23 protein-coding genes and 1 pseudogene are annotated in these 23,182 nt (G+C 61.2%); 15 read left to right on the top strand and 9 right to left on the bottom strand.

Going from position 1 to position 23,182, the window contains the following annotated elements:
* Positions 1-41: 41 nt before the first annotated feature.
* A complete protein-coding gene (locus tag NLK60_RS06625; protein ID WP_254810097.1) occupies positions 42-953 on the bottom strand; it encodes a DUF726 domain-containing protein in 912 nt (303 codons plus the stop codon).
* Between the two features lie 443 nt (positions 954-1,396).
* On the opposite strand from NLK60_RS06625, the gene NLK60_RS06620 reads away from it, so the two are divergent.
* The 4 genes from NLK60_RS06620 to NLK60_RS06605 all read left to right on the top strand — a co-directional run bounded on the left by NLK60_RS06620 (position 1,397) and on the right by NLK60_RS06605 (position 6,639).
* Positions 1,397-2,746: a ribonuclease J gene (locus NLK60_RS06620; protein ID WP_254810096.1), complete on the top strand. Its 1,350-nt coding sequence runs from the start codon at positions 1,397-1,399 to the stop codon at positions 2,744-2,746.
* 1 nt (position 2,747) lies between these two features.
* On the top strand, positions 2,748-3,797 hold the full coding sequence (gene idsA3 / locus NLK60_RS06615) for a geranylfarnesyl diphosphate synthase (protein WP_254810095.1): 1,050 nt from the start codon (positions 2,748-2,750) through the stop codon (positions 3,795-3,797).
* Positions 3,798-4,125: 328 nt separating this feature from the next.
* The gene (locus NLK60_RS06610) at positions 4,126-4,782 is read left to right on the top strand and encodes a DUF8159 domain-containing protein (protein WP_254810094.1); all 657 of its coding nucleotides are present in this window, start codon (positions 4,126-4,128) and stop codon (positions 4,780-4,782) included.
* Between the two features lie 138 nt (positions 4,783-4,920).
* On the top strand, positions 4,921-6,639 hold the full coding sequence (locus tag NLK60_RS06605) for a glutamate--tRNA ligase (RefSeq protein ID WP_254810093.1): 1,719 nt from the start codon (positions 4,921-4,923) through the stop codon (positions 6,637-6,639).
* Positions 6,640-6,761: 122 nt separating this feature from the next.
* Here the strand turns inward: NLK60_RS06605 and NLK60_RS06600 are convergent, their stop codons facing one another.
* The 3 genes from NLK60_RS06600 to NLK60_RS06590 all read right to left on the bottom strand — a co-directional run bounded on the left by NLK60_RS06600 (position 6,762) and on the right by NLK60_RS06590 (position 8,514).
* Positions 6,762-6,965 (bottom strand): DUF8014 family protein, encoded by a 204-nt coding sequence (locus NLK60_RS06600; protein WP_254810092.1) that lies wholly within the window; start codon positions 6,963-6,965, stop codon positions 6,762-6,764.
* Positions 6,966-7,147: 182 nt separating this feature from the next.
* Positions 7,148-7,570 carry a CBS domain-containing protein gene (locus tag NLK60_RS06595; RefSeq protein WP_254810091.1) on the bottom strand — a complete coding sequence of 141 codons (423 nt, stop codon included), beginning with the start codon at positions 7,568-7,570 and terminating at the stop codon, positions 7,148-7,150.
* A 461-nt stretch (positions 7,571-8,031) separates the two neighbouring features.
* Complete coding sequence (locus NLK60_RS06590) at positions 8,032-8,514, bottom strand: DUF456 domain-containing protein (protein ID WP_254810090.1); 483 nt, start codon at positions 8,512-8,514, stop codon at positions 8,032-8,034.
* 108 nt (positions 8,515-8,622) lie between these two features.
* Here NLK60_RS06590 and NLK60_RS06585 point away from each other — a divergent pair, with 108 nt between their 5' ends.
* Entirely contained in the window at positions 8,623-9,381 is a 759-nt protein-coding gene (locus NLK60_RS06585; protein ID WP_254810089.1) for an SDR family NAD(P)-dependent oxidoreductase, read from the top strand.
* A gap of 41 nt (positions 9,382-9,422) precedes the next feature.
* On the opposite strand, the gene NLK60_RS06580 is transcribed toward NLK60_RS06585, so the two are convergent.
* Positions 9,423-10,643 carry a M24 family metallopeptidase gene (locus NLK60_RS06580; protein WP_254810088.1) on the bottom strand — a complete coding sequence of 407 codons (1,221 nt, stop codon included), beginning with the start codon at positions 10,641-10,643 and terminating at the stop codon, positions 9,423-9,425.
* Between the two features lie 172 nt (positions 10,644-10,815).
* Between NLK60_RS06580 and NLK60_RS06575 the strand changes: the two genes are divergently transcribed.
* Complete coding sequence (locus tag NLK60_RS06575; RefSeq protein ID WP_254810087.1) at positions 10,816-11,697, top strand: COX15/CtaA family protein; 882 nt, start codon at positions 10,816-10,818, stop codon at positions 11,695-11,697.
* A gap of 209 nt (positions 11,698-11,906) precedes the next feature.
* On the opposite strand, the gene NLK60_RS06570 is transcribed toward NLK60_RS06575, so the two are convergent.
* Positions 11,907-12,398, bottom strand: a complete 492-nt coding sequence (locus NLK60_RS06570; protein ID WP_254810086.1) for a metal-dependent hydrolase — start codon at positions 12,396-12,398, stop codon at positions 11,907-11,909.
* Positions 12,399-12,667: 269 nt separating this feature from the next.
* Between NLK60_RS06570 and NLK60_RS06565 the strand changes: the two genes are divergently transcribed.
* The gene (locus tag NLK60_RS06565; RefSeq protein ID WP_254810085.1) at positions 12,668-13,240 is read left to right on the top strand and encodes a peroxidase-related enzyme; all 573 of its coding nucleotides are present in this window, start codon (positions 12,668-12,670) and stop codon (positions 13,238-13,240) included.
* A 284-nt stretch (positions 13,241-13,524) separates the two neighbouring features.
* Here NLK60_RS06565 and NLK60_RS06560 read toward each other — a convergent pair.
* A pseudogene (locus NLK60_RS06560) lies at positions 13,525-14,670 on the bottom strand (nucleotide exchange factor GrpE); the annotation flags it as partial.
* Positions 14,671-14,952: 282 nt separating this feature from the next.
* On the opposite strand from NLK60_RS06560, the gene NLK60_RS06555 reads away from it, so the two are divergent.
* Complete coding sequence (locus tag NLK60_RS06555) at positions 14,953-16,446, top strand: DEAD/DEAH box helicase (protein WP_254810083.1); 1,494 nt, start codon at positions 14,953-14,955, stop codon at positions 16,444-16,446.
* Positions 16,447-16,570: 124 nt separating this feature from the next.
* Here the strand turns inward: NLK60_RS06555 and tmcA are convergent, their stop codons facing one another.
* Positions 16,571-19,024 carry a tRNA(Met) cytidine acetyltransferase TmcA gene (gene tmcA / locus NLK60_RS06550; protein WP_254810082.1) on the bottom strand — a complete coding sequence of 818 codons (2,454 nt, stop codon included), beginning with the start codon at positions 19,022-19,024 and terminating at the stop codon, positions 16,571-16,573.
* A gap of 256 nt (positions 19,025-19,280) precedes the next feature.
* Here tmcA and rpl7ae point away from each other — a divergent pair, with 256 nt between their 5' ends.
* From rpl7ae to NLK60_RS06515, 7 genes are all read left to right on the top strand, one after another.
* Complete coding sequence (gene rpl7ae, locus NLK60_RS06545; RefSeq protein WP_254810081.1) at positions 19,281-19,643, top strand: 50S ribosomal protein L7Ae; 363 nt, start codon at positions 19,281-19,283, stop codon at positions 19,641-19,643.
* 11 nt (positions 19,644-19,654) lie between these two features.
* Complete coding sequence (locus tag NLK60_RS06540) at positions 19,655-19,879, top strand: 30S ribosomal protein S28e (RefSeq protein ID WP_254810080.1); 225 nt, start codon at positions 19,655-19,657, stop codon at positions 19,877-19,879.
* A 2-nt stretch (positions 19,880-19,881) separates the two neighbouring features.
* Positions 19,882-20,196, top strand: coding sequence for a 50S ribosomal protein L24e (locus NLK60_RS06535; RefSeq protein WP_254810079.1), 315 nt, complete (start codon positions 19,882-19,884; stop codon positions 20,194-20,196).
* Complete coding sequence (gene ndk, locus NLK60_RS06530; RefSeq protein ID WP_254810078.1) at positions 20,193-20,657, top strand: nucleoside-diphosphate kinase; 465 nt, start codon at positions 20,193-20,195, stop codon at positions 20,655-20,657. The genes NLK60_RS06535 and ndk overlap by 4 nt, the downstream gene beginning before the upstream one ends.
* Before the next feature lie 177 nt (positions 20,658-20,834).
* Positions 20,835-21,191: a DUF7344 domain-containing protein gene (locus NLK60_RS06525; protein ID WP_254810077.1), complete on the top strand. Its 357-nt coding sequence runs from the start codon at positions 20,835-20,837 to the stop codon at positions 21,189-21,191.
* A gap of 323 nt (positions 21,192-21,514) precedes the next feature.
* Complete coding sequence (gene sod, locus NLK60_RS06520) at positions 21,515-22,117, top strand: superoxide dismutase (RefSeq protein WP_254810076.1); 603 nt, start codon at positions 21,515-21,517, stop codon at positions 22,115-22,117.
* Between the two features lie 103 nt (positions 22,118-22,220).
* Positions 22,221-22,496, top strand: coding sequence for a DUF5827 family protein (locus tag NLK60_RS06515; RefSeq protein ID WP_254810075.1), 276 nt, complete (start codon positions 22,221-22,223; stop codon positions 22,494-22,496).
* Between the two features lie 101 nt (positions 22,497-22,597).
* On the opposite strand, the gene NLK60_RS06510 is transcribed toward NLK60_RS06515, so the two are convergent.
* Positions 22,598-23,176, bottom strand: a complete 579-nt coding sequence (locus NLK60_RS06510; RefSeq protein ID WP_254810074.1) for an MBL fold metallo-hydrolase — start codon at positions 23,174-23,176, stop codon at positions 22,598-22,600.
* Positions 23,177-23,182 lie beyond the last annotated feature (6 nt).

The raw sequence follows: 23,182 nt of genomic DNA, 5'->3' as shown, positions 1-23,182 counted from the left end.
GACGATAGAACCCGATCGAACGAGAGTCGTCTAGAATCGGTTCAGAACGTCTCGAGGACCTCATCCAGACAGCCGTCCGGCTTGTAGTGGCTGAAGTGGTCGGGGACGTAATCGACGTTGTGATCGGCGTAGTTCGCTGGGGGCGTCCCATCGAGGCTGCTGGCACCGATTGCGGTGCCCCACTCGGCCGTGCTGTACGCCCAGTTAAGTACGTCGTCGTCGTTCATCCAGAAGTTATCGAGTCGGCCGACAGTCCGTTCGATGGCCGATCCATACTCGCCCTCGAGTGCCGGAGAGCCGTTGTCTGCGGCACCACCCAGAAGCGTGACGCTCGTGACGGCATCGCGATACCCCCAGTTATCGAGCGACTGGACGGCACTGAGGACGACTCGGGCACCGAGCGAGTGACAGCAGAGCCTGATTGCAACCCCAGGGTTCTGTGCGTGGTAGTCGGCGACAAACGCCGCGAGCTTCGCCCCGTTTCGCTCGGCGATCTCGGTCGCGTTGTACCAGCCGTAATCGGCGTCCCAGGTGTAGCCGACGACCGGATGGGGATAGCCTTCGAGGTCGAACGTGGACCCGGCCTCGCTGACCGAGCAGACGCCTCCCTCGAGGTCGTTGTTCCAGCCGTGGGCGTGAACGAGCAACTCGCTGGGTGTGGAACCGTCCAGTCCGGGAATCTGGTCGCCTGCGAGGTCGTAGTTCGTGGCATCGTTGCCGCTCGTTACGTAAACGCTACCCCACCAGGTGGTGTCGAAGTGTCCACGCGTTGTGACCCGCGGATACTCCATTGGCGGGTCGTCACATCCGCCTTTCTTGCCGGCCTGTGCCGGTGACGAACTCACAGCGAGGCCACCGATACCGACCGCTGAAACGGCCGCTCCTCGCAGCACTGCTCGTCTGGAAACGCTCGAGTCCGCGTTGTCGTGGCTGTGATCGTGTCTCGGTGACATAGCACACACTGTGCGGGGAATCGTTATTAATCTTATCACGAATGATTGTGTAGAATAAAACATGGGGAAACGGGAGAAACGTTGCACATCGGGACAATTTCTTTTCGGGAGGCACTTCGAGCCTCGATGTTCGAGCGGCCACGAGAACCCACGGACTTTATACCACCTGAGCGAGTAGGTGCCGATAGCGAAACCCGCGGGCAAGTGCGTTCGCGTGACGTATCGACGGCGTCGCCGTCTTTCCGTCCGGATAAAACCCGAACGCATAGCGGGACTGTGGCCGACGCGACACCGTGGCGGTCTGCCGTACCCGTGATAGGGATTGTTGTGATCACGGGCCGCCGATCACCGAAACGTACTGGTGATCGGTGGTACAGCGTGACAACAGTTCCTATCGGTCCGTGGACCGTTTCGATGGGCGCATACACGCCCAGTTACCAATCATGGAAATCGAAATTGCAACCATTGGCGGTTACGAAGAAGTTGGACGGCAGATGACTGCAGTCCGCGCCGGAAACGACGTGGTCATCTTCGACATGGGTCTGAACCTCTCGCAGGTCCTGATCCACGACAACGTCGAAACCGAGCGAATGCACAGCCTCGACCTGATCGATATGGGCGCTATTCCGGACGACCGGATCATGAGCGACCTCGAGGGCGACGTGCAGGCTATCGTCCCGACCCACGGTCACCTGGACCACATCGGTGCAATCAGCAAACTGGCCCACCGGTACGATGCGCCCGTCGTTGCGACCCCGTTCACGATCGAACTGGTCAAACAGCAGATCGAGAGCGAACAGAAATTCGGCGTCGAAAACGACCTGATCAAGATGGACCCCGGGGAGTCCATGACGATCGGCGATCACGGAGTCGAACTCGAGTTCGTCAACGTGACTCACTCGATCATCGACGCGATCAACCCGGTACTCCACACGCCCGAGGGTGCAATCGTCTACGGCCTCGACAAACGGATGGACCACACCCCGGTTCTCGGCGATCCGATCGACATGAAGCGATTCCGTGAGATCGGTCGCGAGGACAACGGCGTCCTCTGTTACATCGAAGACTGTACGAACGCGAACAAGGGCGGCCGCACGCCCTCTGAAAACGTAGCTCGCGAACATCTGCGCGACGTCCTTTACAGTATGCAAGACTACGACGGCGGGATCGTCGCAACGACGTTCTCGAGCCACATCGCCCGCGTGAAATCCCTCGTCGAGTTCGCCGACGACATCGGTCGCCAACCCGTGTTGCTCGGTCGCTCGATGGAGAAGTACTCGGGAACCGCAGAGCGCCTCGACTTCGTCGACTTCCCATCGGATCTGGGTATGTTCGGTCACCGAAAATCCGTCGATCGCACGTTCAAGCGGATCATGAACGAGGGCAAAGAGAACTTCCTTCCCGTCGTCACCGGCCACCAGGGTGAACCGCGTGCGATGTTGACCCGGATGGCCCGCGGGGAGACGCCGTACGAACTGGACGATGGTGACAAAGTCGTCTTCTCCGCCCGCGTGATTCCGGAGCCGACCAACGAGGGGCAGCGCTACCAGGCCGAAAAACTGCTCGGTATGCAGGGTGCTCGCGTCTACGATGATATCCACGTGTCCGGACACCTCAACCAGGAGGGCCACTACACGATGCTCGACGCACTCCAGCCGCAGAACATCATCCCAGCCCACCAGGACCTCAAAGGTCTTTCCGGCTACGTCAAGTTGTGTGAAAGCGAGGGATACAAGATGGGTCGCGACGTCCACGTCTCTCGGAACGGCAACCTGATCCAGCTTGTCGACTGATATGACATCACCAGAGGCACGCGAACAGGCTGTGCTCGAGGCCGTCGGAGAGCGACGCAAACTGGTCAACGAAGCCATTCCCGAAGAACTCCCGATTCAGCGGCCCGAACGGCTCTACGAGGCGTCCCGATATCTCCTCGACGCCGGGGGGAAGCGACTCAGGCCGACGGTGTTGTTGGCGGCCGCGGAGGCGCTCGCAGACGTCGAAACGCTCTCGGTTTCCTACCGTGAGTTCCCGTCGTTGAACGACTCGACCGTCGACATCATGGCCGCGGCAGTCAGCGTCGAAGTTATCCAATCGTTTACGCTGATTCACGACGACATCATGGACGACGATGACCTGCGACGGGGCGTCCCGGCCGTCCACAAGGCCTACGACCTCGAGACGGCGATACTCGCGGGAGACACGCTGTACTCGAAGGCGTTCGAAATCATGCTCGAGACCGGTGCCGAGCCCGAACGGACGGTCCAGGCACTCGACATCCTCGCGAAAACCTGTACGCGTATCTGTGAGGGACAATCCCTCGACGTGAGTTTCGAATCACGCGACGACGTCACACCCGAGGAGTACCTCGAGATGGTCGAACAGAAAACGGCCGTCCTTTATGCGGCGTCGGCCGCGTTGCCTGCCGTGTTGATGGGTGCCGACCAGGACACCGTCGACGCACTCTATGGCTACGGACTCGACGTCGGTCGGGCGTTCCAGATTCAAGACGACGTTCTCGACCTGACCGTGCCGAGTGATCAACTCGGGAAACAGCGCGGGAGCGACCTGGTCGAACACAAACAGACGCTCATCACGGTCCACGCTCGTGGACAGGGAATCGACATCGAGTCCCTGGTGGATACGACTGACGTCGAGGCCGTCACCGAAGCCGAAATCGACGCCGCCGTCGAGACGCTCGAAGATGCCGGTTCCATCGAGTACGCCAACACGAAGGCACGCGATCTCGTCCAGCGCGGGAAGGACCGTCTAGAGGTCCTGCCCGACAACGAGGCGCGTGACCTGCTGTTCCAGGTCGCCGATTACCTCATCGAACGCGGCTACTAGTCCCCCAAACGTTGGCCGGAGTGATACCGATAGCAGGTGTCCGATTTCACGCAGCCGTCGACGTTTGGAAAGATGCTAAATAGGGACTGGTTTCCCTGTTCGCGCAACGTCTCTCGAGTGACGCCACACGTCACAACGTCTCTCGAGTGAGGCCGCCCGTTCACTAGTGACGACAGTGTTACTGGTGGCCAGTGGTTCGATCAGCCGAAAACTGAGGTTTGCAGAGATCTGCGGATCGACCTCGGCACAACTCATCCCTCGAGTTTCGGCGTGACTCACCGTTCGATATCGAACGCGGGTTTTTGGGAACAGGGTGTCCACTAGGGGTATGGATACTCGAGAATCGACGCCTTCTCGTCGCCAGTTTCTCGGCGGTCTCGCTGGGGCAGGTGCGGTCGCCACGGCAGGGTGCCTCGGCGGCTTTATCGGCAGTAGCTCACAACAATCGTTCGACCCAGCGGAACCGAGTGATCCGCCCGAGGGGACGCCCAGTGAGTTCTATTACGTGCTCGAAGAAGGCCTTCGAGACTACGAGATCACGGTCGAAGCGATGTACGAAAACGACGGCGATCTCATCCTCGAGTACGAGTCGACGGTCGGCCCGGGGATCGTCGACGAGACGGCAGACGATACCGACGGCGACACTGCGTCGGAGGATGCTGACGGCGAGTCGACGACCGACTCGGAAACGGAAGCAGAGGAACCTGCCGACGTCGGAACCGACCCACTCGAGCAGGCGACGATGGACGAACTCGGTGTAATCGTTCAGGCGTACAACGAAATCGTCGTCCAGAACGGTGGTGGCACGGAGTACGAGATGTTGATCGGCGATATCGTCAACCCGCTAGAGGGGCAGGCCTACGGCTGGGGTGTTCGTCAGGAGTGGCTCGAGGCGTACAACGAGGGTGAACTCCAGCAGTTCGCCCTGTGGATGCAGATCTCGCAGTTCATCGTCTACGAAGAAGACATCGACGAAGTCTCCTGATACGGTTTGCTGTCCCTTTCACGTGTTCCCATTAGCCTGCGCTGTAGCTGTTGTGTCGGTTTGGACTCGAGACACACCACCAGCGGGCCCACACCGGGGTAGTTTTCAACGCTGGGCGAAAACCAACTGCCAACAGCCATGGACGAGGATCTACGTGCGGCCGTCGAGCGGGAAGCGGAGAAACACGCGTTGTTGAACGCTGTCAAACACGAGAGTGATGCCAACGTCGGCGCGGTCATGGGGCCGCTGATGGGCGATAACCCGGCGTTCAGAGAGCACGCTGACGAGGTGCCAGGGGTAGTCGGCGGCGTCGTCGCCCGAGTTAACGATCTTGGCCGGGAGGCTCGTCGGGACCGTCTCGAGACGTTGGCCCCCGACGAACTGGCCGAGATCGAAGCCGAAGACGAGGACGACGACCGGCTCTTGCCCGACCTGCCGGGAGCCGAGGACGTCGACCAGGTTCGGATGCGCTGTGCGCCGAACCCGAATGGCCCCTGGCACATCGGCCACGCACGGATGCCCGCTGTCATCGGCACGTATCGTGAGCTGTACGACGGCTGGTTCTGCGTTCGCTTCGACGACACCGACCCCGAAACGAAACGCCCCGACCTCGATGCCTACGATGCCATCCTCGAGGACCTGTCGTACCTTGGCTTCGAAGCCGACGAGACGTTCGTCGCGAGCGATCGCCTCGAGATCTATTACGACCACGCTCGAGACCTGATCGACGCCGGCGGGGCCTACACCTGCTCGTGCTCGGGCGAAGCGTTCTCCGAACTGAAAAATGCTGGCGAACCGTGCCCCCATCGGGATAAACCGATAGAGACGGTTCACGAGGAGTTCGAGGCGATGATCGACGGCGAGTACGAGAGCGGAGAGATGGTGTTGCGAGTCAAGACCGACATCGAGCACAAAAACCCCGCACTCCGTGATTTCGTCGCGTTCCGAATGGTCGACACGCCACACCCGCGCGAGGAAGCCAGCGAGTATCGCTGCTGGCCGATGCTCGACTTCCAGTCGGGGATCGACGATCACCTCATCGGCGTCACCCACATCATCCGCGGTATCGACCTCCAGGATTCGGCCAAACGTCAGCGGTTCGTCTACGACTACTTCGACTGGGAGTACCCGGAGGTCATCCACTGGGGGCACGTCCAGGTCGACGCCTACGACGTGAAGATGAGCACGTCGACGCTCAAAGAACTGATCGACGCGGGCGAACTCGACGGCTGGGACGATCCCCGCGCGCCGACGCTCAAGAGCCTCCGCCGGCGGGGCATCCGAGGCGAGGCCATCACCGAGGCGATGGCCGGACTCGGTACCTCGACGAGCGACGTCGACCTCGCGATGAGCGCCATCTACGCGAACAACCGCGACCTGATCGACGACGAGAGCGACCGCCGGTTTTTCGTCCGCGAGGGCGTCGAAGTCGGCCTCGCTGGCAGTCCACCCGAACAGGCAGCGCCCAAACTCCACCCGGATCACGAAAACCGTGGTACCAGAGCGATTCCCGTCGGCGACGCCGTCGCTCTCGAGGAGGATGATCTGCCGGGCCGTGAGGAACGCATCTGGCTCAAGGGCCTGGGCTGTTTCCAGTACACGCGCGACGTGCTCCAGTACACCGGCGAATCGATCGACGTCGTCCGCGATGGTGACGTCGACGTGGTTCACTGGGTCCCTGCTGCGGAAAGCGTTCCGCTCACGCTACGCACGATGGACGGCGACGTCGAGGGACGTGCAGAACCCGGCGTTCTCGACTACGACGCTGGGGCCGTTTGCCAGTTCGAGCGTATCGGTTTCGTCCGACTCGATCAGGTCGACCAAGCGGGCTCCGTCGCATACTACGCACATCCCTGACGCGAACGACGCAGGCCGCCCGTTCCGATCTTCCGCCGCTTTTTCCCTCGAGTCAGGCACGGGAACTGTTGCAACTGGGTACCGATAAACGCCGAACCGGGACTCGCTGACGACGAACCCTATCAGCCCCCCTCCTCGAGAAGATCTGACCCGCTGTCTGGAAGCGGGTCTGCCACGACACCGTCCTGTCTACCCAGCACGCGAGCGTGGGCCGCACAGACGAACCGGTTTTCCGTCCAGGGGATGTGTAACTCGACGGCCACCGGTCGGTCGCAATCGGGCTCTGAACACGTTTCCGGCATTGTTTCTCGAGAAGTGTTTGTCATCCAGCGACAGAGCTTTTTCGGGTGTATGAACCGACTTGCTTATTTGCGGTAATCGCAGGTGACCGGTTCCATTGCGACGCCCTGATCGACGCGTGCGTCTCTCGAATTAACCGTTTTTCAAAATTCGGACCACTTTCTCACACAGAGAGGGCGGATCGGACCGTGGGATCCCGACGCTGTCGTCAGTACGCCGGTCGCTGGGCCTGGATCACGTCCGAGAGCTGCATTTGCTCCTCGGCGAGCAGTTCGGTGAGATCGTCGGAGGTGATGATACCGACCAGTTCGTTGTTCTCGTTACAGACCGGTAATCGGCGAATACCGTGTTCGCTCATTAGTTCGGTGGCACGGTAGAAGCCGTCCGTTTGGTCGACAGTCGTCAGCGAATCTGTCATGACCTCTCCGGCTGTCGTAGACGCCGGATCCGTCCCGTCTCCAATCACCCGCAGGGCGAGGTCGCGGTCGGTGACGATCCCGACCGGTTCGTTACCGTCCGTGATTACGATGCTTCCGACTTTGGACTCGTCCATACGTGTCGCGAGCTCCCGGACGGATTCGTCTTCTCGTGCCGTTACAACGTCACTTCGGGCAAGGTTTTCGATTGGCATGAACCCGGGCTATGGTCCCACTGATGATGGCATAAAGCCACACCGTACGAGTGTCGCTTCGGGAACATCACTCGAATTGAGAGGAACGACGGTGTGTGTCTCGTATCCGTCAACGGCTACGTCACCTGTGTTGGCGGCCAAGCCCATTCAAAGCGGCCGAACGAGACGTGTATCCGATACCGATCGCATCACAATCCACACACTCCCAGCGATACTCGCCCCTGAATCCGCGAATCGAAACGACGGCACCGCAGGTGGGACAACACTTGCGTCGGCGCAACGTCCGTACTCGTTCGAGCATATCGACGACGGTTCGGTCATCGTTCATTTCACCCTCTCCTGCCAATCGTCTCGGTATAAGCTTTCTCATACGCGGGTTTTACCTGATACCCTGTTCACCGCCTGCCTTCTGCACGCCGGGCGCTCGAGCACGCGTTTTCACAAACGAGGACGGACTCCTGTCACAACACGAAGACAGCGACGAGAAACCCCACGAAGAGCGTCGTCGTCAACAACACTTGGATCGCCGTCGACGCCAGTATCCCGGCCGTCGCGAACACGGCAGTTCGGGCGCTCTGGTCGGCGTCACCGTTGCGGGCGAACTCGAGCAAAAAGACGGTCCCGAAGAGGCCGACGAGCAAGCCGAGTGGGCCACTAATGAACATGAGTGCAATCGCGACGATAGCGGCCACACCAGTGGTTTCCCAGGAGGCACCGCCAGCCCGCGCCGCAAACGAAGAGGCGAACAGTTCGGCAACCAGGGTGAGTACACCGAGGAGCGTAAGCACTCCGAGGGCGAGGAGTCCAGGTTCGGCAAACCCGCTGTGCCACCAGTACAGGTAGAGTCCGCTTAGCGAGAGCAAACCGCCAGGAACCAGCGGGACGAGCGTGCCGAGGATCCCGGCGACGAGCAACACGATGGCAAGCACGGCGACCAGGTCCATGTCTGACAGTGGTCGGCGGGGCAAAAAGGCGTATCGACAGGCTCGATTGCTTCAGGCGGAGCTGTCTCGAGTGGATACCATTACGGTCTCGAGGTGAGAGGCACGGATATGGAGGCGTCTACGACGGACCGGGGTGCGATCATCATCGGGGCCTCGTCGGGAATCGGCGAGGCGCTGGCACACGAACTCGCGGCGGATGGCTACGAGGTTGGACTGGCAGCCAGACGGACCGAACGGCTAAAAGCGGTCGGTAACGCCCTGCCCACGAACGCGTACGTGGCGACGATGGACGTGACCGATACCGAAGACGCCAGAACGGGCTTCGAAGAACTGCTCGAAGCCATGCCGCCAGTCGACGTCGTCGTGCTCAACGCCGGTTTCGGAACCGGGAACGACGACCTCGAGTGGCCGCCGGAACGTGAGACTATCGACGTCAACGTTCGGGGCTTTACTGCGCTGGCAACTGCTGCCCTGGATCACTTCGAATCGCGGGGTCCGACTGCGAGCGACCACGACGGCCATCTCGTCGGTATCTCATCGGTGGCCTCGCACTTCGGCAATCCCAGTGCGCCGGCGTACAATGCTTCGAAAGCGTTCGTCTCGACGTATCTCGAGGGCTTGCGCCACCGGAACTCCACACGCGAGACCGACGTGACCATCACGACCGTCGAACCGGGGTTCGTCGACACCGAAATGCTGCTGGCCGACGACCCGTTCTGGGTTGCCTCGCCGGAAACCGCCGCCAGTCAGATCGCTCGAGCGATTCGCAAGCGGCGTGTACACGTTTACGTCACCCGACGCTGGCGTCTCGTCGCCTGGCTGTTCGAGTTGGTCCCCGAGCCGATTGTTCGGCGGCTGATGACCTGAGCATATGCCGTTCAGCTGTGTCGCCCATCTACGAAACGTGCTTACGCGTCGTGAACGCCGAGAATCCCCGGTCGCTCGAACTCCAGATCGAACTCGGGGCCAACGGCACGGGCGTCGATGGTCGGCCAGGGTTCGCCCATCGGTGCGTCCTCGGTGGTCGTCAGGACCTCGAAACCGTCTTCGGTGACGAGGACGGTGTCCTCGCTCTTTGCACCCGCGACGGTTGGATTCCAGGCGTAGGCCATCGGCGTCACGAGCGGTGCCTCGTGGTTCGGCGTTGCGATCCACTCGCGGCCGGCGAACCCGGCAGCGCCGCCCTGGTGGTGTTTTTCCCACTCCCCGTCGAATCCAAGCCGGTCGTATGCCTCCTGGATAGCGCCAAACACGTCTCCTGCGGTGGCTGGACGTTCGGTATCAGCGTCGACCGCAGGCTCGCCGTCGGCCGCCCGGCCGCCCCCTTCTCGAGCCCCGGGCACTTTTGTCGGCCGGGTTCCGCCTGCTTGCGTCGCGGCCAGCGCGGTCGTCTCGACTCGGGCGGCCGTAACGTGGTTGTCCTCGAGCCATCCGGGCGGGTCGAAGGCGACCGCTCGAGTGCAACTCGCGTGTAGGCCGTAGCGTTGGGTCGTCACCGAAACGAGGACGTAGTCGCCGAACTCGACGGATTTGGGCGTGTAGTGTCGGTATCGCTGGGCGCGTTCTGCACCGCCCACGAGAACGACCGGCGCCTCGATGTTCTGTGCAGCCAGCGAGACGGTGAGGGCTGCCGTCACTTCCGCTTCTGTGTCGTCGGCTTGTAACTCCCGGCAGACGGCTTCGACCGCAGTTGCGGTGTCTCGGCCGAGCTCGCGGTAGCGTTCGATGTCGGTTTCGGTCAACGGCTGGCGAACCTCACTCGGGTCGATTCGCTCGATATTCGCAGCCGGAACGTCGATGTCCGCCGCTGCCCGTTTGCCCTCGACGACACTTGCGAGTGCGTCCGAGAGAGACCCTTCGTACCAGGGGAACGTTTCCGTCTCGATGGGCACGCCCGCAGCCTCGAGGTCGGGAACTTCCTCATCGCGGAGTCGCTCGAGTTCGATGGTGTTCGCCAGGAGTGTGACTGCGTCGCCGTCGTAGCCGAGTGCACCGACGCCGATGTCACCTTCCCGGTCGACGACGTTGTCGCCGCCGGCGAGCCACGCAAACGAGTTCGGTCGGGCGAACCAGACGGACGCGAGGTCGTTGGCCTCGAGATGAGCGTCTAGCCGCGCGAGTTTTTCCATGTCGGGGCCTCGAGCGGGAACGGCTTGAATCCGACGAACCGTTCCGTCGATACGCTACCAACTGCTCATCCGGTTACCCGCACATGTTAGCGATACGTGGCTCGCACTCTCGTCGCCCGGGAAGAACACGGACGATTCAAATACGCCCACTCCTAACCCCCGATGAGAACCCGTGTCTTACGATACCCACACGTCAGATTCCTCGCGGTTGCCGATCACGTTCGGCCGGACCCGATTTCGGTATCTGTTGACGCTCACGGTCGCCCTCGTCGCGGGAACGATCATCCTCGGCGTCGCGGCCAGAACGACCGGATCGGGACTCGCCTGTGACGCGAACTGGCCGGTCTGTGACGGTGGCTTCCTGAACCTGTTGCCTCAGGGCCAACCCTCCTTCTGGGAGTGGATCCACCGCGTCGTTGCCATGCTGGCCGGCTTTGCAATCATCGCCTCGGCGATTGCTGCAATCTGGACCGACCACGCGACGAAAGCCGTGGCCGGACTCGTAACGGCGGGCCTGATTCTGACGCCGATTCAGGTGTACCTCGGCGCTGAGACCGTCCTCTCCTATCAGATGACGGTTCTCAACTTCCACTTCTGGACCGCCATCCTGATTTTCGTCATCTTCGTGGTGGCGCTCGTTCTGGCCTGGGAGGACCGCCTCGAGGCGAGACACGTCGCGATAGGCCTCGCCATCGGTGCGGTGACGGTCCCGGTACAGGTGCTTTTGAGCCCGATTTTCATCCAGCAAAACACCCCCACCACGCTGACGATTCAGATGGGCGTCCTCTTGACGCTGCTCGCTGTCGTCACGCTGGCTGCACTCTACGGCAGCGACGTCTTCGACAGCCTGGCGACTCGAGGAACGATCGCGCTCGGAACGCTGTTGACCCTCGGGACGCTCGTTTTGAGCCGCGAATCCGTGATGACCTACTCGCCGGCACTCGACCTGACGTACCTGCTGGTCGCCGGCGCGTTGTTCGTGACCCTACTCGTCGGTGCCTGGTTGGCCTTCAAGGAGCGTCGCTCGCTCGAGCGTGGCCAGGCGACCGCCTGATAGGGACTGTTATCGTCACATATCGACGAACACCGACCCACTGGCAAGCCCTCCGCAGTATGCTGTTCTCATCGTCCTCACATTACAGTCGATCACTTATTCCACGATACTCTGTTTACTAGAGTTATTCACTACCAAATCTGAACTTTCCCCAAATCCATCGACGACTCGAGTATCACAACCGGGAATGTCTCCATCCTCGAGACACCTCACCCGAGAGCGGACACCGCCATCACGGCGAGCACCGACGCCCCGACTCCCAGCACGAAGAGACCGTAGTTCGCCAGCCGATTTTTCGCCGGCGTCACGTTTAGCGTGAAGCGACGTGACGTGAGCGGCCAGAACGGAGCCACACCCATCGGGGTCAGTGCGTCTCCGAGAATGTGGGTAACGATGGCGAACGCGGACACTGCGAACACGAACGTGACGAGCGTCGTGTCGACAGTGCCGGTGACCACCTCGAGTGCCAGATAGAGTCCACCACCCATGACGGCACCGACCAGGAGGGCAAACACCAGCGTGTGGGTGATGCCTCGGTGCTCGATGAGTGGAATCTGGTGGTCGGCGTCGGGCAGCGTCGACAGCGAGAGACAGATGACGGCACCGAGAATCGCCAGCACCTGCTCGCCGGCGAGGGCGACGCTCGCACCGACGGGCGCGTAGGCGAGCATCGTAATGCCGTAGTGACCGAGTTGATACATCTGTCAAACTGGAGGTCACCGGCCAGTATATGTCCTGTGGTTGCTGCCGTCGAGAATGCCTGTGAACATACCGACGCCGATGGCGTTCTTCCTGACCATACCGATATCGTTCTTCCTGAAGAGACCGATTCCGTTCCCTCCTGAATCAAACTCGAGTGAGCCCCCTGCTCGAGACTCAAAGCCAACCCCAATATACCCAACCGCACGAGCCCGGTATATCCAACGGCGAGACCCCGAACGTTTTTGCCTCCCCGAACGTGCGCAAGCGCATGGCAGACATCGACCCAATGACGCGTTTTCCAGTCCCGGACGTCGAATCGCTTCCCGAAGATCTGCAAGAACGCATCGAAGACGAGACGGAGCGGGCCGGGTTCACTCCGAACGTCTTTCTCGCTTACGCCTACCGACCCTCGCACTTCCGGGCGTTTTTCGACTACTACGACGCACTCGTCGAGGACACCGAACTGACTCGCCTCGAGATCGAGATGATCATCGTCGCCGTCAGCGGCGCGAACGACTGTTATTACTGTAACACGGCTCACGGCGCTCTCGTTCGACTGTACGGTGATGACCCGCTGTTGGCCGACCAACTCATTTCCAACTACCGGAACGCGGACGTCAGCGACCGCCACCGCGCGATGCTGGACCTTGCGGTCACCCTGACCGAAAATCAAGCAGCCGTCGAAGAAAGCGACCTCGAGACACTCGAGGACCACGGCTTTAGTCGCCGCGCCATCTGGGATATCGGCTCCGTCGCCGCGTTTTTCAATCTCTCGAACCGGATGGCCCAGCTTGCAGATATGCGTCCCAACGAGGAGTTCCATACGCTCGGCCGCGAATAGCCGTACTCGAGGCAGGCTTCTCGAGAGGAGCGAGCAAACACGATGGGAGAAGGCGTTTCTGGAACGAGTGAAAGAGGTTACTGCTCGGCTTCGTCGTCCGTTCCGGCAACGTCGCTTTCACTCGCTTCGTCGTCGTCAGCGTCCGTCCCTTCGGTTTCGGCTTCGTCGTCGGTCGCCTCGTCTACGTCAGCGTCGTCAGAATCACTGTTATCGGGCGTCGCATCGTCCTCGAGGTCGCTTGCATCGTCCGCACTGTTGGCGGCACTATCCTCACCGTCGACGGCTTCGCCGTCATCGTCCTCCGCGACTTCACCACCGAGTTCGATTGCTTCCTCGGCTTCAGCATCGTCGGCCGCGTCCTCGGCTTCAGCATCGTCGGCCGCGTCTTCGACTGTCGACTCGCCGGCGCTCTCGTCCTCGTCATCACTGTCGTCAGCAGCGGGGGCTTTGTCCTCGGATTCCTGACCACTGTCGTCGGCTTCCTCCGAGTCGTCCGGTTCGTCTTCCTCGAGCGAGCCGTTGCTCACCGTCACCTGCGCGTTCTGAATGACTTTATCGCCCATTTCGTAGCCCGGTGTGAACACGTCTGCAATGGTCCCCTCGGGTTTCTCGCTGTCGACGCGCATCATGACTTCGTGTCGCTGTGGGTCGACGGCCGTTCCCGGTTCGGGGTCGACCTCTTCGACGTTTTCTTCCGAGAGGATACGGTCGAACTCCTTGAGCGTCATCTCGAGACCATCTCGTAGGCTCTCGACGTTCTCGCTCTCCTCGTTGAGCGCCCGTTTGAGGTTGTCTCGAACGGTCACGAGTCGCTCGACGAGGTCCTCTGTCGCGCGGTCTTTGATCTGCTGCTGGCGTTTTTTCGCCCGCTTTTTGTAGTTCTGGAAGTCCGCCTGCGTTCGTTTGACGTGACTTTTGAGGTCGCCGATCTGCTCTTCGTACGCTTCGATGGTTTCCTCGCGATCCTCGAGGGCCCCTTCGCGCTCGTCGAGTTGATCCTGAAGGTCGCCGATTGTTTCGGCCTGGGCTTCGACTCGCTCGCTGAGGTCCTCGAGTTCGGCTCGCTGGTGCTGGACGGTGCCGTTGAGTTCTCGCGCCATCTCGACGATCGAGTTGACGTCGCGGGCGATTTCGTCGTCGTACTCCTGAAGCGTCTCGAGGAGATTTTGAATGTCCTCGCTCGTCTGGGGGGTATCCGTCTCTTCGTCGGACGGTTCGTCGCTCGCCGATTCCTCGGTGGTGTCGGCCGATGGCGTCGTGTCGTTCGCCTCGACCGGTTGCTCGGTGTCGGCAGCGTCGGCCGTCGATTCCGTGTCGGCGTCGGCCTCTGTGGCGTCCTCACCATCCGATTCGGCTGGGTGCTCACCGTCGGCGTCTCCCTCCGCTGGGACACCCTGGGCTGTGGAGTTCAGGCCCTCATCTTCGCTCATATGCCAGACAAGGAACAGCGGTAATAAAAGGGTTGAGGTACGCGTCGTGGAGGGTCACTCGAGGTGACACGCGAGCGGCTGGTGACTGTACACTATCCATCGGTCACTGGGACGCTGAAAGTGGTGCCTATAGTAGCCAGTGAACGTCAGTGCACACCCGCTCGCAAGCGTGCGCCGCGGTAGGTGTGTCAATCGTTTCACTGGCTACTATACTCGATAGTTCCGTCTCCCTCTCGGTGGACATCACCATCTTCTATACTGTCGCCACCGTCAGCTTCGGTCGTGTCCGATACGCCGCCGTCCGTCAGGCTTCGCTTCGAGGACGGAACGATCCGTCTCGAGACCGAGACCGATGCGCCCTCGTTCCTCGACGACCTGTCGGTGCTGTCACTCGAGTGGGACTCGCGCTCGGGGTGCTTTCGCGTTGCAGCACACGAGTACGCCGCGTTACGGGCAGCGCTTCCCAACGAATCCATCACCGTCGCAGATTCGGTGCTTCGTGTGGAACCCCCGGCATCTCGAGCGGATGCGCTCGCGCCGGAACTCGATCGCACGACCGCTTACGAACTCCGGCCGTATCAGCGAGACGCGCTCGAGGCGTGGCTCGAGACGGACCGCTGGGGCGATATCGAGCACGTGCCAGCGGCGTCTCTCGACCGTACGGACACGGCAGTGTCGGCCGCCGGCTATCCGCGGCACGCTCCCGCTGGCGTCCTCGAGTTACCCACCGGGAGCGGCAAGACGGTCATCGCGCTCGAGGCCATCGCCCAACTCGAAACGCCGACGCTGATAGTGGTGCCGACGATCGACCTGCTCGAGCAGTGGGTGGGCGAACTCCGCCGGGAGTTCGACGTACCAGTCGGCCAGTTCGGTGGTGGCGAACAACGCCTCGAGTGGCTGACGGTCTCGACGTACGACTCGGCGTATCTGAAAGCCGAATCGGTTGGCGACCGATTTGGATTCGTCATCTTCGACGAAGTACACCATCTGGGTGGCGAGGGATACCGAGACATCGCCCGAACGCTACCCGCACCCGCCAGGCTGGGGTTGACGGCGACCTTCGAGCGACCCGACGGGGCCCACGCAGCCGTCGAGTCGCTGCTCGGCCCGCTGGTCTATCGCCTCTCGGCAGACGACCTCGCGGGCGAACATCTCGCGACCTACGACGTCAAACGACTCGAGGTCGCGCTGACCCCGAGCGAGCGGGAGGCCTACGAACGCAATCAGGAGACGTTCACGAATTACCTCGCTCGCTCGAACATCCGGTTGCGGTCGGGTGCCGACTACCAGCAACTCGTGAAACGGTCTGGGAGCGACCCCGCGGCACGGGAGGCCCTGCTCGCCCGCCAGCGGGCGCGCGAGGTAATGCTCGGGGCCGAACGCAAACTCGAGACCCTCGAGGACGTGCTCGAGACCCACCGTGGCGAACGAACGATTCTCTTCACCGCACACAACGACCTGGCCTACGAGGTCGGGGAACGCTTTCTGGCTCCCGTCATCACCCATCAGACTGGGACGGCCGAACGGCGAGACATTCTCGAGCGATTTCGGTCGGGCGCCTACTCGAGAGTGGTCACCTCGAACGTGCTCGACGAGGGTGTCGACGTTCCCGACGCCTCAGTCGCGGTCGTTCTCTCCGGGAGCGGTAGCGAACGCGAGTTTACGCAGCGCCTCGGGCGAATTCTCAGACCCAAAGACGACGGCGGCCGAGCGCTCCTGTACGAAATCGTGGCCGCTGAAACCGGGGAAGAATCGATCGCTGATCGGCGTCGGTAGAACAGGGGCTGAACAGGACGAGAGCGCGGGGCTTTCCTTCGAGGTATCGTAGCTAGTGACAGTCAGTGCACACCCTCTCGCAAGCGGGCGTCGCGTTAGGTGGTTCAATCGTTTTCACTGGCTACTATATCTCCCGAAACCGCGATTTGACCTCGCGCGCTGTGTCGGTTCCGTACGCATCGACCAGCGTCTCGAGAGCGTCCCCGAGGTCCCGTTTACACGTCCGCGGAGAGTGATACTCGAGTTCACTGGCAACCGTCTCCCAGGACTGACATTGTAACACCCGTCGGATCACGAGTCGCTCGGTGTGTGGTGCCAGTGGTTCACCTCGCCACGCTGTCCGCCGGTCGGTCGAGTCGTCGACTTCGGGCCTCCCGTCATCTCGCTCGAGCAGGTACCGATACACCAGTCTGCTGAACGGGCCGGGATCGACGTCGAACAGCGCGGGGCCGTAGGCAGCCCCGGCGACCAGTTCCCACTCACTGTCGGTGAACTCGAGTGGGGGTGCGTACACGGGGTCGACCGAGCGAGTTAGCGCCCGGACGACGTCCGGTTCTAGGTTGCGGAGACTGTCGGCGAGGACGTTCGGGAGTCGGCGGGCAAACCATCGTTCGTGGCGGTCGACGAACGCTCGGCCGTCGTCGCTCATCGCGCGACACATAATCGCGGAGTACTCGCCGCTGGCGTCGTTTCTGGTCGTGGATAGGTGCAGCGGCCGATATCCGTTGTGCCGCCAGAACGAGACCAGCGACGGGGTTGCCCCGAACCCCGTTCCCAGCCAATCGACCGTGGCTCCTACATCGGCGGCCAGCTTCTCGAGCAACAGCGAGCCAAAGCCGGCAGATCGCACCGCGTGGTGGGTCGCGATTCTGACGACGCGACAGCCGGCGAGGCCGCCGACGGCTTCGTCCCGGAGGTGGCTGCTGAAGAGGTCCGGGATCATGTTTCCACGGAGTCGTGCCCCCTCGTACAACCGTCGCTGGTCGGCCCGCTCGAGGTTCCCCTCTCGAGCGATCAGCGCAACGCTGACGACGTGGCCGTCGTACGTGAGCGCGTAGGTCTCGAGGTTCGGTGCATCGAGGAGTCGCGCCAGGTCGTTGGGTTCGGTGCGGTAGTGAGCCAGTACGAGCAGGCCGAAGGTCTCCCGGAGGAGACGTTCGTCGCGAGACAGGGTTTCGGCGTCCAGCTTTTGGTAGCTGACTGTGTCCAGAGCCGCGCCATCGAGCAGGTCCGGCACGACCGGCCTCGCGTCCAGCAAGAGTGCGTGAAACGACCAGACCTCGAGAGGGTCGCCACCGGCATAGCGGATCGGCTCGGTGAGAGTGTACTCGGTAACCTCGTGGTCGCTCGCTGCCAGCCGATCGCGAAACCGGACGGAAAAACCACGTCCGGCACCCTCGTAGCCGTGAACGGTCGTGGCGAACGCGATTCGCTCGGCGTCCAGGAAATCCTCGAGCACGGTAACCGGGAGCGCGGCCGCCTCGTCGACGAACACGAAATCGAATTCCGACAGACAGTCGGTGGCCTCGAGAGGCGGGTAATAGTGAATTTTGCCACCAGCGGTACTCGTCACTGACCGTGGAGCTTCGGCGGTTGGGCCTGGTTCCTCGGCGGTTCGGTATAACTCGCCGGCGGTGTCGGTTGGGTGATTGGCCTCGAGGCGCTCGAGCAGTTCCCTCGCTCGGGCGAACACGTCGTCGACGTTCGAACGGTCGGGGGCGGTCACGAGCACACGCGAGCCAGTCGCGGCGAGCGAGCCAGCAGCCAGTCCGATACCGCTGGATTTGCCGCGGCCACGGTCGGCCTCGAGGACGACTGCCTGGCCCGGTTCGGACAGGGCCTCGAGGTGGCCAAGTGCCGTCGCCTGGTCGTCGGTTCGACAGGCGTCGTACGCGAGGGAGGGAAACGAAACCTCGAATTCAGGTTCTTTCTCGGCCATCCGGTATACTGTTTCCCGAATGTCGTCGCCCTCTGTACTTACTCCACTCTCTGAACCAGGTATTCTATCTGTAGTAGTTGTGCTGGAGCGATCGGCTCGCTCGAGTCTGGGGGCCGGATTCGTCAGCCCCTCGTCGACGATTTCGCCCGACTCTACATCGACGATGGCGAGGCCCCGGTGTGCGCGGATGGTCTCGACGAGTCGTCGTCGAAGCCGTCCCGAAACGTTCTCGAGGGTGTAGGGAGCGACCACGAGCGATTCGTCGAACGCATCACGCCTCTCGGGCCACTCATCGAGCGGTGGCGTGAGCAGTATGAAAAGGCCACCGCCATCTATTGTGCCCACGACACGGCCAATCGTGTTCGGTTCGAGACCTTCGTGGGCGTCCACGATGACGATGTCTCGAGTGGTCCCGAGCAACCCGCTCGTCTCGTGTTGGGTTCGCTGTTCACAGCGTAGTCGGTCGGTCGGTCCCACGAGAGTCGTCCTCGAGATCGGTGCTTCGAGCGCTTCGAGAATCGGCTCGAGGGCGTCGTACCCGTGTTCGCGACCCCCAGTAAGCACGAGCCCCCGCCGCTCGTTTTCCCGGCGTGCTTCGGCCTGCAGTCGTCGTGCGTGGGCGGCGGGAGCGTGGTTCATCGTTCGTGAAATCGTAGGAGAGGAGGCCCCTTGATACGGTCGGTTGTCGTCTCCTCCGCTGCTCGTGCAACGGTGTCGCACGGGTCCGCGCATTTGGACACGCTTTTAAGGAGGGCACCGTTACTCAGTCGTACACCCTACGCGGGGTTGATGATGCTCCTAGCCCTACAGGAAACCCGCCGGAAACCCGGCCCGGGCACCTCGCCCGGATGGCAGGGGAGCGCGAGCCTGCGCGTGGGAGATAGGTGAACAACCAATGGCAGTTTACGTAACTACAGACATCCCAGCCGACCTCGCAGATGACGCCCTTGAGGCACTCGAGGTCGCACGAGACACAGGCAGTGTAAAGAAAGGAACGAACGAAACGACCAAAGCCATCGAGCGTGGCAACGCCGAACTCGTCTTCGTCGCCGAAGACGTCAGCCCGGAGGAGATCGTGATGCACCTCCCCGAACTCGCTGACGAGAAAGGCATTCCCGTGGTCTTCGTCGAGACCCAGGACGACGTCGGCCACGCCGCCGGCCTCGAGGTCGGAAGCGCCGCCGCGGCGATCGTTGACGCCGGTGAAGCGGCCAACGACGTCGAGGATATCGCCGGCAAGGTCGAGGACCTCGACTGAGGTGATTATTGATGAGCGCTGAAGACGGAGAAAGCAGTTCAACGCCCGCCGAAGTCATCGAGGTCGTCGGCAAGACTGGCATGCACGGTGAAGCGATGCAGGTCAAATGCCGGATCAAAGATGGCGAGAACCAGGGACGGATCATCACACGAAATTGCCTCGGACCGGTCCGCGTCGGCGACATTCTCCAGCTGCGCGAGACTGCCCGCGAGGCCGACTCCATCGGAGGACAGTAACTATGGTCGAGCATCGAACCTGTGACTACACGGGCGAAGAGATCGAACCCGGAACCGGCATTATGTACGTCCGGAACGATGGTAGCGTTCTCCACTTCGTCGATTCGAAGGCGGAGAAAAACTACAAACTCGGGCGCGAACCCCGCGATCTCGAGTGGACCGAGGAAGGCCGTCGCGGCAAAGGGCCAGTTCAGGAGCAGGTCGAACCCGAGGAACCCGAGCCCGAAGCGGAGGCCGAGGAAGAAGAATCTCAGGTTGAAGCCGAAGCCGACGCTGAGGAGGAAGCGGCCGACGCTGAGGAGGACGACGAAGAATGAGCGATCACGAGCGCACCTTCGTCATGGTCAAGCCCGACGCATTCGCCCGCGGACTCGTGGGCGAAGTCGTCTCCCGTCTCGAGGACCGCGGCCTGAAACTCGTCGGCATTAAAGTGATCAACATGCCAGAATCGCGGGCCAAAGAACACTATGCCGAACACGAGGACAAGCCGTTTTTCGACGGCCTTATCGACTTCATCACGTCCGGTCCCGTCGTCCCGATGGTCTGGGAAGGACAGGACGCGACCCGCCAGGTCCGCCAGATGATCGGCGCAACCGATCCGCTCGAGGCGGCCCCAGGGACGATTCGTGGTGACTATGCACTCGACCTCGGTCGTAACGTCGTCCACGCGGCCGACCACGAGGACGAGGGCGCGAACGAACGCGAAATCGAAATCCACTTCGACGAAGACGAACTCATCGACTACGACCAGCACGACGCTGGTTGGCTCTACGAGTAGGGTTCGTTGTTCGTTTTCTACACCGTTCTCTTCTGTACTGAAGAGGCGTAAGGCAAATCCCGGTGGCTATTTGAAAAAACACATATCTTCTTTCGGATAGACGTAACACCTAATGTCCTCGTCCCGGTATGGGCCACTGGTGGTTTCGAATGGTAATTTACGGTAGGTGGTTTTCGAATGCGTGAGCGGGAGACCGCGACAAATACACCCATTGGGGTGACGACGCCGTCGCTCGATACGGTGTTCGATATTCTCGCCGACCGACGGCGACGATTCGTCCTGTATCACCTGTATGATGCCGTTGATGGCGTCAGCACGGTCGAGGAACTCGTCGATTTCGTCGCCGTACACGAACCTGATGCCGGTCCCTCGAAAGACGAGATACAGGTCGCGCTGTATCATATTCACCTGCCAAAACTCGAGGAAGCAGGCGTTATCGAGCACGACCAACGCAGCGAAACGGTCCGATACTGGACGCACCCTTCACTCGAGGAGTGGCTCGAACACGCCTCGTATAAAGAACGAGAGAGCTAACTTCCTCTAAATATCAGCTACTGGGCACAATAGCACGTAACCGCATGATTGCCCATCCCGGGACGGCGATCACCACGAAAAAGGCACAGTGGACCGCATCACTCGTCGTCATTTTTCCAGTATTGACGTTGTAGCTCCCGGCTGCGGCTCAGTTTCGTGAGTATCGAACGTCTTGACAGCAACTCGAGTGGACGGTTGTCTGCGGTCGATGGAGGACACGCCAACTCCCAGTGTTTTTGACCGGTCACCATTGTGGCATGATACCGTTTCACTCCTCAATATTTAACAGGTACGCTGTCGTTAGAAGTAAGTGGTGTTCACTAATGACTGACCACGAACTTCCACCGCTTCCTTACGATTACGACGCACTCGAGCCATCGATTTCCGAACAGGTCGTTACCTGGCATCACGACACCCACCATCAGGGCTACGTGAACGGGCTGAACGCTGCCGAGGAAACCCTCGCCGAAAACCGCGAGTCCGGTGACTACAGTTCCACGGCTGGCGCGCTCGGTAGCGTCACCCACAACGGTTGTGGGCACTATCTCCACACGCTGTTCTGGGAGAACATGTCGCCAAACGGTGGCGGCGAGCCGGAAGGCGACCTTGCCGACCGCATCGAGGCCGACTTCGGCTCCTATGAGGCCTGGAAAGGCGAGTTCGAGGCTGCAGCCAGCGCCGCCGGTGGCTGGGCACTGCTGGTTTATGACCCGGTTGCGAAACAGCTTCGCAACGTCGCTGTCGACAAACACGACCAGGGCGCACTCTGGGGCTCTCACCCCATCCTGGCCTGTGACGTCTGGGAGCACTCGTACTACTACGACTACGGCCCAGACCGCGGCAGCTTCGTCGAAGGCTTCTTCGACGTCGTCAACTGGGAGAAAGTCTCCGAAGAGTACCAGAAGTGCCTCGACCACTTCGAGTAATAACGACGGCTCAGTACACCTTTCCATTTTTTGCACTCACTCGAGAAGTGACAACGCCAGCGAATCCACATCGTTTACCGTTTCCGCGAGCGTACGCCACAGCATGCCCGTTCCAAAAGACGAGTTCAACCGACTCCCACCGTGTGACTTTTACACGCCAGAGGAGCTCCTCGAACCGGACCAGATGTACACCGTCTACGAAATTGCCCGACTCTTACAGGGTCTGGAGCCTGAGGCAGACATCGACAGAGAGACTGAGGATATCTTGCTCGACTGGGCTATTCCGTGGGTGATGACCAACGCCTCGAACCTGGTCGTTGGCGAGCCACGGACGGACGACGAACCGGGCTATTACGGGCTGAAAACAGGCGACGAGTAATCTTCCACCCTCGCTGGTAGTGCATCCCGAGTCCATGCCCACTCGGGTGTGAGGCGGCCCCTGAGACGTGTTCGCTCGGCCGGATCGAGTCCGCTGTCCTCTCAGTGCTGTCTGGCCATCTGACTCGCCAGTTCGACGTGTCGGTAGGGGTCTGTGGTGACGCTCGGGCCGTGACCAGTGTGCAATTCACGAAGCGACGGGTCGAGCACCTCGAGCATGCGGTCGATGCTCTCGATCAACGTTGCTCGGTCCCCTTCTGGCAAGTCGGTCCGACCGAAACTACCGTTCTGGAACACGAGGTCGCCCGCAAACAGCACCTGCGGTTCTTCGGCGTACAGGCAGAGATGGTCGTCTTTGTGTCCTGGCGTGTGGTAGGCAACGTACTCGTGATCCCCCATCGTAATCGCTCCCTCATCCTCGAGTCCGTGATCGACACCATCGAACGACTCGTTGTACCCCCAGACATCGACGTCGAACGCCGTGAGGACCGCCTCGAGATTGTCGACGTGATCAAGATGCGTGTGTGTCAAGACGACCGTGTCGAGGGTGTCCGTGTGTTCGTAGATTCGTTCGATGACGTCGAAGTTGGCACCGGTATCGACGAGCACCGTCTGTTCTCCAGTGACCAGAAACACGTTGCTCGTGAACGCCTGGATACCATCGGTGAGATTAACGATCATACCAAT

It is taken from the genome of Natronosalvus amylolyticus, assembly GCF_024298845.1.
Taxonomy (GTDB): domain Archaea; phylum Halobacteriota; class Halobacteria; order Halobacteriales; family Natrialbaceae; genus Natronosalvus; species Natronosalvus amylolyticus.
The sequence above is the reverse complement of the archived record's forward strand: the minus strand, read 5'-3'. Positions and strand labels throughout refer to the sequence as shown.